At 70.3% G+C, this 12,862-nt stretch carries 9 protein-coding genes and 1 pseudogene; 5 read left to right on the plus strand and 5 right to left on the minus strand.

The window, feature by feature from the left end:
• Positions 1-126: 126 nt before the first annotated feature.
• The 3 genes from ACGFMP_RS25020 to ACGFMP_RS25030 all read right to left on the minus strand — a co-directional run bounded on the left by ACGFMP_RS25020 (position 127) and on the right by ACGFMP_RS25030 (position 4,511).
• Positions 127-483 carry a DoxX family protein gene (locus ACGFMP_RS25020; RefSeq protein WP_393675217.1) on the minus strand — a complete coding sequence of 119 codons (357 nt, stop codon included), beginning with the start codon at positions 481-483 and terminating at the stop codon, positions 127-129.
• A 159-nt stretch (positions 484-642) separates the two neighbouring features.
• Positions 643-2,949, minus strand: a complete 2,307-nt coding sequence (yicI, locus tag ACGFMP_RS25025; RefSeq protein ID WP_393675218.1) for an alpha-xylosidase — start codon at positions 2,947-2,949, stop codon at positions 643-645.
• A 29-nt stretch (positions 2,950-2,978) separates the two neighbouring features.
• Entirely contained in the window at positions 2,979-4,511 is a 1,533-nt protein-coding gene (locus tag ACGFMP_RS25030; protein WP_393675219.1) for a glycoside hydrolase family 43 protein, read from the minus strand.
• Between the two features lie 311 nt (positions 4,512-4,822).
• Here ACGFMP_RS25030 and ACGFMP_RS25035 point away from each other — a divergent pair.
• Together ACGFMP_RS25035 and ACGFMP_RS25040 are read left to right on the plus strand one after the other, a co-directional pair.
• Positions 4,823-5,323, plus strand: a pseudogene (locus ACGFMP_RS25035) (RNA polymerase sigma factor); the annotation flags it as partial.
• 144 nt (positions 5,324-5,467) lie between these two features.
• Entirely contained in the window at positions 5,468-5,752 is a 285-nt protein-coding gene (locus tag ACGFMP_RS25040) for a hypothetical protein (protein ID WP_393675220.1), read from the plus strand.
• A gap of 57 nt (positions 5,753-5,809) precedes the next feature.
• Here the strand turns inward: ACGFMP_RS25040 and ACGFMP_RS25045 are convergent, their stop codons facing one another.
• Both ACGFMP_RS25045 and ACGFMP_RS25050 read right to left on the minus strand, forming a co-directional pair.
• Complete coding sequence (locus tag ACGFMP_RS25045) at positions 5,810-7,315, minus strand: multicopper oxidase family protein (protein ID WP_393675221.1); 1,506 nt, start codon at positions 7,313-7,315, stop codon at positions 5,810-5,812.
• A 213-nt stretch (positions 7,316-7,528) separates the two neighbouring features.
• Entirely contained in the window at positions 7,529-8,542 is a 1,014-nt protein-coding gene (locus tag ACGFMP_RS25050; RefSeq protein ID WP_393675222.1) for an arabinan endo-1,5-alpha-L-arabinosidase, read from the minus strand.
• Positions 8,543-8,964: 422 nt separating this feature from the next.
• Here ACGFMP_RS25050 and ACGFMP_RS25055 point away from each other — a divergent pair, with 422 nt between their 5' ends.
• From ACGFMP_RS25055 to ACGFMP_RS25065, 3 genes are all read left to right on the plus strand, one after another.
• Positions 8,965-9,207 carry an acyl-CoA carboxylase subunit epsilon gene (locus ACGFMP_RS25055; RefSeq protein ID WP_393675223.1) on the plus strand — a complete coding sequence of 81 codons (243 nt, stop codon included), beginning with the start codon at positions 8,965-8,967 and terminating at the stop codon, positions 9,205-9,207.
• 105 nt (positions 9,208-9,312) lie between these two features.
• The gene (locus ACGFMP_RS25060) at positions 9,313-10,923 is read left to right on the plus strand and encodes an acyl-CoA carboxylase subunit beta (protein WP_393675224.1); all 1,611 of its coding nucleotides are present in this window, start codon (positions 9,313-9,315) and stop codon (positions 10,921-10,923) included.
• Positions 10,924-11,706: 783 nt separating this feature from the next.
• Entirely contained in the window at positions 11,707-12,537 is an 831-nt protein-coding gene (locus ACGFMP_RS25065; protein ID WP_393675233.1) for a BTAD domain-containing putative transcriptional regulator, read from the plus strand.
• Positions 12,538-12,862: the final 325 nt, after the last annotated feature.

Consider the following 12,862-nt stretch of genomic DNA (forward strand, 5'->3'; position numbering starts at 1 on the left):
TCGCCCCCCCGCGGGGGGCCCCGGCCCCGTGTGGGCCCCGCCCGGGGGGGCCGTGGGGGTTCCCGCCGCCTGCCCCGGCCGCGCGCCGGGGGGGCCCGCGGTGCCGCGGGGGGCACCCCGAGCCGGTCACCAGGCGCCGTGCTGGAGCAGTCCCAGGACCAGAGCGGCCACCGCGGTGGCCAGAAAGACGATTCCGCCGACGATGTTGCGGGAGCCGACCCGCAGGTGGGCGGTGATGGCGCCGATGAAGTACAGCACCAGGCCGGACGCGGCCAGCGTGCCAAGGAACGGCACCGCGAGCCCGGCGAGCAGCCCCGCGGTGCCGGCCGCCAGCAACGCGCCGAGCACGGGGACCCACGTGCGGGGCAGGCCCTTCATGTCCGCCTGGGTCTTGGGGTATTCGTGGCCGATCAGGTAGGTCACGGCGGCGGCGCCGTTGAAGACCGCGCCGATGACGATGACCGTGATGTACGCGGCGTGCACGCTCTCTCCGCTTCTCCGGTGATGCCCGGCTGGGTGCGCGCACCAGGCGAGGGTGCTGTCGGAGTGGGGGAACCGCCTGCGCACCGATGATCGTACCGCCGTGGCACCTCCCTTGCTGTCCCCTCCCCGCCGCCGGTCGTCGCACTGCCGCACCCCGGGTCAGGGCCGCCGGATGACGAGGTTCGGCGTGCCGGCCGGGCAGGCGTGCAGGGCGCCCCGGCCGGGGGAGCCGTCGGAGCGGGCGGGGTCGGCGTCCACGACCAGGACGTTCCACGGCAGGCGGCTGTCCGTCTCGACGACGATCTCACCCGGTGAGTAGCGGGTGGTGAAGGTCGCCGCCGTTCCCGACCCGTCGGGCGAGGGGACGAAGGTCACGCGCTCACCGCTGTCACCGGGCGCGTACAGCCGCAGGGTGACGCCGTCCGCCCAGTCCTGGACCGGCTCGTCGTCGCGGGCGCCGAAGGGCACGGCCGCGCCCTCGCGGGCGAGCAGCGGCAGGGTGTCGAAGCCGTGGGTCTCGCGCACCCAGCCGGGGCCCGGCACCCGGGCACCGGTGAGGACGTTGGTCCACGTTCCTGCCGGTACGTAGTACTCGACGCTCCCGTCCTCGGAGAAGACGGGGGCGACCAGCAGGTCGTCGCCGAGCATGTACTGCCGGTCCAGCGTCCGGCAGGCGGGGTCGCCGGGGAACTGCAGCACCATGGCACGCATGACGGGCGTCCCCGTGGCGTGCGCCTGCTCCGCGGCCCGGAAGAGGTAGGGCATCAGCCGGTGCTTGAGCCGGGTGAAGGCACGCGTGACGTCTACGGCCTCCTCGCCGTAGTCCCACGGCACCCGGTAGGACCTGCTGCCGTGCAGCCGGCTGTGCGAGGACAGCAGGCCGAACTGCACCCAGCGTTTGAAGACCGCGGGCGTCGGGGTGCCTTCGAAGCCGCCGATGTCATGGCTCCAGAAGCCGAATCCGGAGAGCCCGAGCGACAGCCCTCCGCGCAGCGACTCGGCCATGGCCTCGAAGGAGGACTCGCAGTCGCCGCCCCAGTGGACCGGCATCCGCTGGCCGCCGACGGTCGCCGAGCGTGCGAAGACCGCCGCCTCCCCCTCGCCCCTGACCTCGCGCAGCAGCTCGAAGACCGTCTCGTTGTACAGCTGCGTGTAGTGGTTGTGCATGCGCTCCGGGTCGGACCCGTCGTGCCATTGCACGTCGAGGGGGATGCGCTCGCCGAAGTCGGTCTTGAAGCAGTCGACGCCCTGGTCGAGCAGGATGCGCAGCTTCCCGGCGTACCAGGCCCTGGCCTCGGGGTCGGTGAAGTCCACCAGGCCCATGCCGGCCTGCCACAGGTCCCACTGCCACACGCTGCCGTCGGGCCGCCGCACCAGGTGGCCGCGCTCCGCGCCCTCGGCGAACAGGGCCGACCTCTGGGCGATGTAGGGATTGATCCACACGCAGACGCGCAGGCCGCGCGCCTTGAGCCGGGCCAGCATCCCCTCGGGGTCGGGGAAGACCTCCGGGTCCCAGGTGAAGTCGCTCCACCGGTAGGCCCGCATCCAGAAGCAGTCGAAGTGGAAGACGCTCAGGGGTATCCCGGCGTCGGACATGCCCGTCACGAAGCGCATCACGGTCGCCTCGTCGTACTCGGTGGTGAAGGACGTCGACAGCCACAGCCCGAACGACCAGGCGGGAGGCAGGGCGGGCCGGCCGGTCAGGGCGGTGTACCGGGAGAGCACCTCCCGGGGGTCGGCGCCGTCGACGACGAGGAATTCCACCGACTGGTCCTCGACGCTGAACTGGACCTTGCCCACGGCCTCGGAGCCCACCTCGTACGACACGCGGCCCGGGTGGTTGACCAGCACACCGTAGCCGCGGCTGCTGAGGTGGAAGGGGATGTTCTTGTAGGCCTGTTCGCTGCTGGTGCCGCCGTCCTCCTGCCAGATGTCCACGCTCTGGCCGTTCTTCACGAAAGGCGTGAAGCGCTCTCCCAGCCCGTAGATGTGCTCGCCCACGCCCAGGGCCAGTCGCCCGACCATGAAGTGGCGGCCCTCCGCGTCGGTCGCGAAACCCAGGCTGCGCTCACCGAGCGAGGTCAGCGGGCGGCCGCCGGAGGTGAAGTCCAGCTGCCAGGGCTGCTCGGTGTCGATCCGCAGCGTCAGCTCCCCCGAGTTGAGCTCGACGACAGAGTCCTTGCGGACCACCTGGCCGTGCGCCGTGTCCTCATGGAGCCTGAACTCCGGGCGCGCCCGCACCCCGCCGGCGTGATGGGTGACCCGCACCGCGATCACGCCCTCGGCGGGGGACCGGCACTCGACCCTGAGCAGCGGGGAGTTGAGGGTGTCGCCGCGATGGCGGACCTGTCTGACCGCCGCGTCCACGGCGATCGTGTGGTCGGTGGCCTCGACGTCGGCGACGTCTTCCGCGAAGTGCGTCTCGACGCCGGGCCGAAGCCGCCAGTAGCCGTCGGTGAACTTCATCGTGCTCCTTGGATTGGCGTCCGCAGGGGTCAGGCGGAACGCAGTTCGAACCAGTCGAAGGCGGCGCTGCCCTTCGTGGCGTACATGCCGACGACCCGGCCGGTGAAGCCGCCGGCGACCTCGGTGGTGAGGTAGCGGCCGTCGAGTTCGGCGAGGACGCGGAAGCCACCGGCGGCGTCCTCGTAGCCGAGGCGGAGGGTGTCGGGACCTCCGGCGCGCAGACCGGGCGGCACGGGTGTGCGCGGGTCGCGGGCGGTCACGGTGGGCGGCAGGACGTCGGCCGTCGTGATGTCGATGCGCAGGGTCACCGGGCCGGGCGGCACCGGGAGTTCGGCCACCACCGCCGACAGCGGGCCGATACGGGCGATCGCGCGGACCGTGCCGCCGCCGGTCTCCACCTCGTAGTGGTGTGCCTCGTCCAGGCGGACCGCGAGACCGCCCACGCTGTCGGCGCCGATGTCGGCCGAGACCCGGGCCGTGCAGTCGGGGTCGCGCTGCCGCCGCCCCACGAAGAGCGCGCCGGGCCGGGAGAGGCTGTCACCGCGGGCGTGCAGCACCAGGTGGCCGGGCCGTTCGTCCAGTCGTACGGCGGGTGGATCCTGGCGCCGGAGCGACACCCAGCAGGGCGCGAGGGCCCCGGCGTCGAAGTCGTCCAGGTCCGGCTCGACGGGCCAGGGGTGGTCCGCCAACGCGGGGGACTGGCAGCGCAGTTCGAGGGGACCCGGCACCGGCCAGCTGTCCTCCCAGCGCACCGGCACCAGGAAGGTCTCCCGGCCGAGACCGTGGTAGAGCGGGGTGTCCCCGCGCGGCCGGGTGCCCAGCAGGACCATCCACCAACTGCCGTCGTGCGCCTGGACCAGGTCGCCGTGGCCCGTGTTCTGCACCGGGTGGTTCGTACTGCGGTGGGAGAGCACCGGGTTGGCGGGGCACGGCTCCCAAGGGCCGGTCGGCGTGCGGGCCCTGGCCAGCGAGAGCGCATGCCCGCGCTCCGTACCGCCTTCCGACAGCAGCAGATACCACCACTCGCCGATCCGGTAGAGGTGGGGCCCCTCCGGATACTGCAGCCCCGTCCCCGACCACAGCGCCACCGGTTCCCCCAGCACTTTGCCGCTCTCCGGGTCGAGGCGCACCGCGCGGATCCCGTCGTGGGAGAAGGCGCACCAGCACGTCCCGTCCTCGTCCCAGGCCAGGTCGGGGTCGATGCCTGGGATGCCGACGGGCACCGGGTCCGACCAGGGACCCGCGGGGTCCTCGGCGGTCAGCAGTACGTTGCCCGCCCCCGCCACGACCGTGGTGATCAGCCAGAATCTGCCGTCGTGGTGGCGCAGCGTGGGCGCGTACACGCCGGTGGAGGACGCGGCTTCGTCGGACAGCGCCATCTGCGAGGGCCGGTCCAGCGCGTGCCCGACGAGCCGCCAGTGCACCAGGTCCCTGCTGTGCCACAGCGGAACCCCTGGCACGTACTCGAAGCTGGAGGTCGCCAGGTAGTAGTCCTCCCCGGCCCGGCAGATGCTGGGGTCCGGGCTGAACCCGGGGATCACGGGGTTGTCGAAGAAGGCCATGTCCGTCCTGACTGGTGCGGAAGCGGTACGACAGCGGTCGGCCGGCGGCGGCAACCGCACGCGAAAGCATCGCCTCCTGAGGGTCCTCCACGACAGTCCGTTGAAGCGCTTCGAAGCTGCCAGGTGCCCTGCGCGTTGTCAACGAGTTGTCGAGGATTGCTGCTGGTCCCGGGCGTCTGAGGGAGAGAAACTTTCTCACAACCATTGCGAGGGCAGGAGCGCGCCGCTAGCGTCGCCGCCACATCGAAGCGCTTCGAACGGAGGCGATCCACCATGGGCAGTGAGCTGAACCGCAGAACCTTGCCTGCGGACGCTGCCGCCGCCGGCACAGATGTTCCGGTGGGCACGCGGACGTCGACGACCTGGTCCAGGAGACGATGCTCCGTATCGTCCGCGGGCTGCCCGCACTGCGCGAGCCGGACCGCTTCCGGTCCTGGTCCGTCACCATCGCCTACCGGCAGATCCAGCTCCACCAGCGGCACCGGGCCGCCGTCCCGCTGCGCCGGCACGACGTCCAAGACGTGCCCGACCCGCGGGCCGACTTCGCCGAGCGCACCGGCGCCGAGCTGCTGTTCAGCGGCCGGCGGCGTGAACTGGCCGAGGCAGCACGCCGGCTGGAGCCCGTCGACCGGCAGCTGCTCGCCCTGCGGCGGCGGGAAGCCGCAGGCCGGCTCACCCGGGCAGAACTCGCCGAAGCGCTCGATGTCGAGGCACCGCACGCGGCGGTCAGGCTGCGGCGGATGACGATCGAGTTCGACGCCGCCCGGGCCGTGGTGCGGGCACTGGCCCCGTTGCCCTGTTGCCCCGGCTGACCGCGCTGTCCGGTGGCTGGGACGGCCTTCCCACCCCGTTGTGGCGCAGGCGCCTGACCCGGCACACCGAGGAGTGCCCGCGGTGCGGCGCGCTGCGCGCCGGGCTCGTCGCCCTGGAAAGCCTGCTGCTCGCCATCGATCGGCGTGGTCGCCGTGCCCGCAGCGCTGCTGCTGGGTCTGCGGCATCTGATGGGCGCCGCAGCCAGGGCGGCCCGGCACGGGCCGCGCGCCGGGACGTCCGGCGCCCTGCACCGGTTGAGTGCCAGGTCTGCCGCGGCCCTCGGCGCCGCGGGCCTGGCCGTGGCCGGGGCCCTCATCCACGGGGTGTGGCAGTCCCCCGCGCCCGGACGGCGGGGCGGGGCGGTCACCCGCTTCCTGGCCACCGGCACTCCGGCGGGCGCAGACCTGACCGGCCGGTCGCCACGGTGATCGTGACGACCGGCCGCATCCACCAGGACGGGGAGGCCCGCCGTACCGCGCCGCGGCTCAGCGGGTCCCGCGGGTGCGCGGCGGCCGGTTGCTCGGCCGCGGAGTCTTGCTGACCCGGAAGTTCGCCATCATGCCCATGTCGGCGTGGTCGAACATGTGGCAGTGGTAGACGTAGGTGCCCTCGTAGCCGGTGAAGGTCGCCTGCAGTTTCACCGTGTGGCCCGGCATGATGGGGACGGTGTCCTTCAGCCCGCTCTCGGGACCCGAGGTGACGGGCTGGCCGTCCCGCTCCAGTACCCGGAACTGCACCAGGTGCATGTGGAAGTTGTGCGGGGTGTACACGTTGGCGTTGGTCACGGTCCAGATCTCCGTGGCCCCGTACTCGATCTCGGTGTCGATCCGGTCCATGTCGAAGGACTTGCCGTTGATGAACGCGTCCCCGGTCGCACCGGTCTCGTCCATGCTGAGCACGAAGCTGCGGTTGACCGTGGCGGTGCCCAGGGCGGGCAGCTTGCGCAGGGTCGCGGGCACGCGGCTGGTGTCCGTCGCGGTACGGGTGACCCGGAACTGGAGGACCCTGCCGACCTGGTCCGCGGGGTCGCCGGGCAGCATCGGCGAGGCGTTGGCGAGGATCAGCTGGGTGCCGGGGGCGTAGCGGGAGAAGTCGATGACGATGTCGGCACGCTCGCCGGGCGTGATGGCCACCGAGGTCACGTCGATCGGCTTCTCCAGCAGCCCGCCGTCGGAGCCGATCTGCTGGAAGCTCGAGCCGTCGGACAGCTGCAGCTTGAAGAACCGCATGTTGGCCGTGTTAAACAGCCGGAAGCGGTACTTGCGGGCGGCGACCTCGAAGTAGGGCCACGCCTTGCCGTTGGCCATGATGACCGTGCGGTGGGCGTAGTCGCCCATCGTGTAGACCAGCTGGGCGTCGGCGTCGAGTTGCGCGTCGCGCAGCGCGATCGGCACGTCGTACGCACCCGAGGGAAGGTCCAGCGTCTGCTCCACCAGGTCGGTGAGCAGGTAGGTCGCGGCCAGTCCGCGGTAGACCGTCTCCGACTCCTGGTGGTGTGCGTGGTCGTGGAACCACAGGTTCGCATGCGGCTGCGTGTTGGGGTAGGTGTACGTCTTGGTGCCGCCGCCCGGAGCGATGAGGTCCATGGGGGAGCCGTCACTGCTGTCCGGCACATGGGCGCCGTGCAGGTGGACCGAGGTGGACACGCCCAGCTCGTTGGTCTGCTTGACCACCACGCGCCGGCCGGAAACCGCCTTGATGACGGGGCCGGGGAAGGCCCCGTTGAAGGTGTTGACCCGGGTGAGGTGCCCGGGCACGATTTCCGCGTCTGCCTCCTTCATCGTCATCTCGTAGTAACTGGTGGTGGTCGAGACCGACTTGGGTCGCAGCACCTCGGGGACGGGCATGGCCTGCTGGAACTGCGGAATGCTGGTCGGGTCCAGGTCGGTGGCCCGCGCGGGGCTGGATGTGGCGGGAATCAGTAAGCCCGCACCACCGAGGGCGCCGGTGAGAGCCGCCCCCGTCTTGAGGACGGTCCTGCGCTCGATCATGTCTTCTCCCCGATATGTGCCGCAATGTGACGGAAGCATCGCCGTGATGGCTGTGCTTCGGACACGATTGCAGTGCGGCGCTTCGGCGGCCCTGGAGCGCGGCTTGAGACCGGGAGTCGTCGCGCCCGGCGGCCTGCCGGACGTGCGGGCCGGCGATCGGCCGGCGGGACGCCGCCTTCCCGCCGGCCGACCACGCCTGACGTCGGGCCGCGGTCAGCTGACGTAGGGCCAGCCCGCGGAGTCGTAGCCGAGCCAGTTGATGCCGAGCAGGGGCGCACCGTTGTTCGCGTAGTAGTGGTAGACGAGGATGTCGTGGTCCGTGTCGGTGAAGACGCCTTCGCCACCGGGACCGTGGATGCTTCCGTGTCCGGCCAGGATCTCGGTGCCGCCGCCCGAGGTCATGGCTGCCCCGTTGCGGTCGGTGTAGGGGCCGGTGACGCTGGTGGAGCGGCCGACCATGGTCCGGTAGGTGCTCGACGCGCCGCGGCAGCACAGGTCGAAGGACACGTACAGGTAGTAGTAGCCGCCGTGTCGGAAGATGTACGGGGCCTCGATGGCGCCGCCGCCGCGTCCCGCGATCGAGCGGATGGTGCTGTCCGCCCGCAGCCCGGTGCCCGGGTTCAGCGCGATGAGCTTGATGCCCGACCAGAAGGAGCCGAAGGACAGCCACCACCCGCCCTGCGCGTCCACGATGAGATTGGGGTCGATGGCGTTGAAGTCGTCGGACGACTGGGAGGACACCACCAGGCCGCGTTCGGTCCAGCTGCCGGGGTCTCCGCTCGGGCTGGTGGCCAGGAAGATCGCCGAGTGGTTGGAGCCGAAGGTCGAGGCCGCGTAGTACATGTAGTACTGCCCGTTGCGGTACGACAGGTCGGGCGCCCACAGGTTTCGGCTGCCCCCGGTGTACGCGGACGTCCAGGGCGCGCCACCGGGGAAGGCCGCGCCGGTGTTGCGGAAGGCCGTGCGGTCGGTGGAGGTCTTGAGCCCGATGTTGTCGCCGGTGTAGGCGACCAGGTAGCCGCCGGAGGGCCGCTTGGCCATGCTCGGATCGTGCACCCCGGTGTCACCGGTCACGGTCCCGGGGTTGGGGTACGAGGCGGCGGCGGACGGGGACTGCCCGGTGGCGCCGACGAGGATCGTCAGCAGTACCGCCATGGCCAGGGCCCCGGTCAGGCCGCGCCGGCCCGGGGGACGGGTGCGGGTACGGGACCACGCTGGTGGGATCATCTGGCTGTCTCCTTGTCGGTGGGTCACGGGCGATGCTCCACTCCCGGGCGTTAGCGCTAACAATCGACCGGGGGAGGATGCACGCGGATCCGCGGAAGCGACGACGCGGCGAGAGCGCGGTGTGGTGAGAAGGACACGAGCCCTCCATGGGGGGAGGAGCCGCGGCGGGCCACGGCATCCGGAGGCGGCAGGTAGCTGGGTTATAGCCCTCCCGCCGTGCGGTGTCCAGGGACGGCCCCGGGCCGGCGGCGCGGAGCCCGGGACCGGCCGCCGGCGCCTGCGCCGCGCCGACCGGTCCGACGCGGCTCCGGCGGCCCGCCGCGGCCGTCCGGCCGTCCGGCCGTCCGGCCGAGCGTTCTTCCAGCGAGCCGAAAGTCCCTCTTGAGCGCGATGCCGGACGGTTGCCGAAAAGAGGAGGTGGCATGGGCGATACGGACTGCGGGTTCGACGACGGGGACGCCGACCGGACGAGCGGTGCGCACGCAGTGCTCCAGGTGGAGCGGGGCCGGGCCACGGACGCGGAACTGGCCGCGGTCACCGTGGTGCTGTTCTCCCTGCTGGCCGCCGCAGGCGAGGAGACGGACGCGGGGCGCAGCCCCGAGGTCCCGCGGTGGCGCCCGGAGCGGGCCTCCGCCGCCTACCGCTCGCCGTACGACTGGCGGTAGAGCCGCCGGCACCCATGACCGATCCGTTTACGGCCCGTATCCCGCCTGGATCAACCGCGCTTGCCGGTCTGTCGTGACGGGAGTTCCGCACCTCCGGGCCTCATCATGAGGGAGGAACACGCCGTGACCACTGTGAATGACCTTTCCCCGATCTCGGGGGAGGCGGCAGCCACCCGCGTGCGCGTTGCGGAACTGCAGGTGGTGCGTGCTGAGGCAATGGCCGGACCCAGCCGGCGAGCGACCGAGACCCAGCATGCCAAGGGCAAACTGACCGCGCGAGAACGGATCGAGCTGCTGCTGGACCCCGGGTCCTTCCAGGAGGTCGAGCAGCTGCGCAGGCACCGGGCGACAGGCTTCGGGCTCGAGGCGAAGAAGCCGTACACCGACGGTGTGATCACCGGGTGGGGAACCGTGGCGGACCGTACGGTCTTCGTCTACGCCCACGACTTCCGGATCTTCGGCGGAGCACTCGGCGAGGCGCACGCGACGAAGATCCACAAGATCATGGACATGGCCATCGCGGCGGGTGCGCCGCTGGTGTCGCTGAACGACGGCGCGGGCGCCCGTATCCAGGAGGGCGTCAGTGCTCTCGCCGGATACGGCGGCATCTTCCAGCGCAACACCAAGGCGTCGGGCGTCATCCCGCAGATCAGCGTGATGCTGGGCCCGTGCGCGGGCGGTGCGGCGTACAGCCCGGCACTGACGGACTTCGTCTTCATGGTCCGCGAGACCTCGCAGATGTTCATCACGGGCCCTGACGTGGTCAAGGCGGTGACCGGCGAGGAGATCACCCAGAACGGCCTGGGCGGCGCGGACGTCCACGCCCAGACGTCCGGCGTCTGCCACTTCGCCTACGACGACGAGGAGACCTGCATCCAGGAGGTGCAGTACCTGCTCTCGCTGCTCCCGCAGAACAACCGCCAGTATCCGCCGAGCGGGCCGAACACCGACCCGCCCGCGCGTCGCAACGAGATGCTCCTCGACCTGGTGCCCGCGGACGGCAACCAGCCGTACGACATGGCGAAGGTCATCGAGGAGATCGTCGACGACGGCGAGTACCTGGAGGTCCACGAGCGCTGGGCGCGCAACGTCATCTGCGCGCTGGCCCGGCTCGGCGGCCAGGTCGTCGGGATCGTCGCCAACCAGCCGCAGACGCTGGCCGGCGTCCTGGACATCGAGGCGAGCGAGAAGGCCGCCCGGTTCGTCCAGATGTGCGACGCCTTCAACATCCCCATCGTCACCCTGCTCGACGTGCCGGGATTCCTTCCGGGCGTGGACCAGGAGCACGGCGGGATCATCCGGCACGGCGCGAAGCTGCTGTACGCGTACTGCAACGCCACCGTGCCGCGCATCTCCCTCATCCTGCGCAAGGCCTACGGCGGCGCGTACATCGTCATGGACTCCCAGTCCATCGGCGCGGACCTCACCTACGCCTGGCCGACGAACGAGATCGCCGTCATGGGCGCCGACGGCGCCGCGAACGTGGTCTTCCGCCGGCAGATCGCCGACGCCGACGACCCCGAGGCCATGCGTGAACGTGTGGTGAAGGAGTACAAGGCCGAGCTGATGCACCCGTACTACGCGGCCGAACGCGGTCTCGTCGACGACGTCATCGACCCCGCCGACACCCGCGAGACCCTCATCCGCTCGCTCTCCATGCTCCGGACCAAACATGCCGACCTGCCGTCCCGTAAGCACGGCAACCCCCCTCAGTAGTGGAGTACATGACGGCCAGGTGTCTTTTCGAGGTCTTCTTCGCCGCGGGAAACGGGACGGCCTATTACCCAAGGACAAGCTTGTCCATCCCTATTTTCTGCCGGGGTTTCGCGCCGCGCCGGTGGCCGGATCAAGTCGCCGGTATAGGTATCGTCGCATCTTGTCCGGCTGAGGGTTGATTCACCGGTTTGAATTCGGAGTGACCCTTTCCTGCCCATGCGGGTCGTGTTGAGCTCCGACGCCCCTGGTGGACGGGGGCAGCCGTGCACCGCTTGACCAGCCGCGACGCCCGGCTCGGGCTCGGGCCGCCCGATCACGGCCGGGTGCGGAAGGCGGCCTTCGACCGTTGCCACGCGTGGTGGCGGTCCGCTCCCCGGAAATCCCCCGCCGACCTCGTGGCGGCCCGCAGGCGCGTGCCGCGGGCCGCCACGAGCGGGTGAACTCCCAGCTCAGCGCCTATGGACGGCTGTTCGAGCCACCGAGCAGATACAGTAGGTAACTGCTGGTTGTCGAGGCGCGGTCAATATTCAGGACTTCCCCCGGACCATGTTTTGGCTGCTCGGTGCCCTGCTGAAGTGGAACTTCAGGGTCAGCCTGCGCTTACTACCGGCTGCGGTTGGCCGGATGTCGCCGTTCCGGTCGTGAGTGGACTGTCCTGTAATTGACAAAACCGACCGTGCTGTTTTTTTATCGGGGTGTCCAGTATCAAGCAGAGCACGGGCCCGGCTGCGGAAGCGTGTACGGCCATAGACCGGTCTCTTGCCTGAACTCACGGGGGAGAACATGGACATTGAGGTTCTGGGTGCGTTGTCGGTGCGGGTGAACGGTGTGTCGGTGGTGCCGACGGCGCCGAAGTCGCGGCAGGTGTTGGCTCTTCTGGCTCTTCTGGCTGATCAGGTGGTCACGGTGACTGCTTTGGTGGAGGAGTTGTGGGGGAGCAAGCCGCCGCGGAGTGCGAGGACCACGTTGCAGACGTATGTGCTGCAGTTGCGGGAGTTGATTGGTGAGGCTCTTGTGCGTGGTGGGAGTGAGGGGTGCGGTCCGAAGGGTGTGCTGGCGACGGTGCCTGGTGGGTATCGTTTGGAGACTCGTTCGGGGAGTGTGGACTTCCGGGAGTTCGAGCGTCGTGCGGGTGAGGGTTACCGGGCGATGGATGCGGGTGACTTCGGTGGTGCTGCTCGTCGGTTGGCGGATGCGTTGGCGTTGTGGACGGGTCCTGCGTTGACGGACATCCAGGCGGGGATCCGGATCGACATGGAGGCGCGGCGGTTGGAGGAGGCGCGGTTGTCGGTGTTGGATCAGCGGGTCGAGGCGGATCTGCGGTTGGGTCGGCATCGGGAGTTGTTGCCTGAGTTGACGGTGTTGGTGAATCAGCATCGGATGCATGAGAGTCTGCATGGTCAGTTCATGTTGGCTTTGCATCGTTCGGGTCGGCGTGGTGAGGCGTTGGATGTGTATCAGCGGTTGCGGAGCACGTTGGTGTCGGAGTTGGGGTTGGAGCCGTCGCCGCCGATCTGCCGGCTTCAGCGGTCGATTCTGATGGCGCGTCCTGAGGGTCCGGTGGTGCCGCAGCAGGGTGTGGCGGGTCGTCGGTTGGTGGCTCGTCCGGTGTGATCCGGTGTGTTCCCGGTGTGGGTTGATGTGCCGGGTGTGACGTGACAGTGGGCGACACATGAACGTGTGTCGCCCACTGTCATGTGTGGTGTGTGCCCGCACATGTGTCGTTGGCGGTCGTGTGTGTCGCCCGCTGACAGTGGTGTGGGTTGCTGTCGGCGGGCGACGGTGTGTGCGGGTGTGGGTTGGTGTCGGCGGGCGGCGGTGTGTGCGGGGTGGTGTCGAGGGCTGGTGTGTGTGTCAGGCGGAGTAGAGGTCGAAGGTGGAGGTGCGGCGGGGGCCGGCGACGATGTCGAGGCGGGGGTCGACGGCGAGCATGGCTTGG

The organism is Streptomyces sp. NPDC049040 (genome assembly GCF_043197715.1).
GTDB lineage: Bacteria > Actinomycetota > Actinomycetes > Streptomycetales > Streptomycetaceae > Actinacidiphila.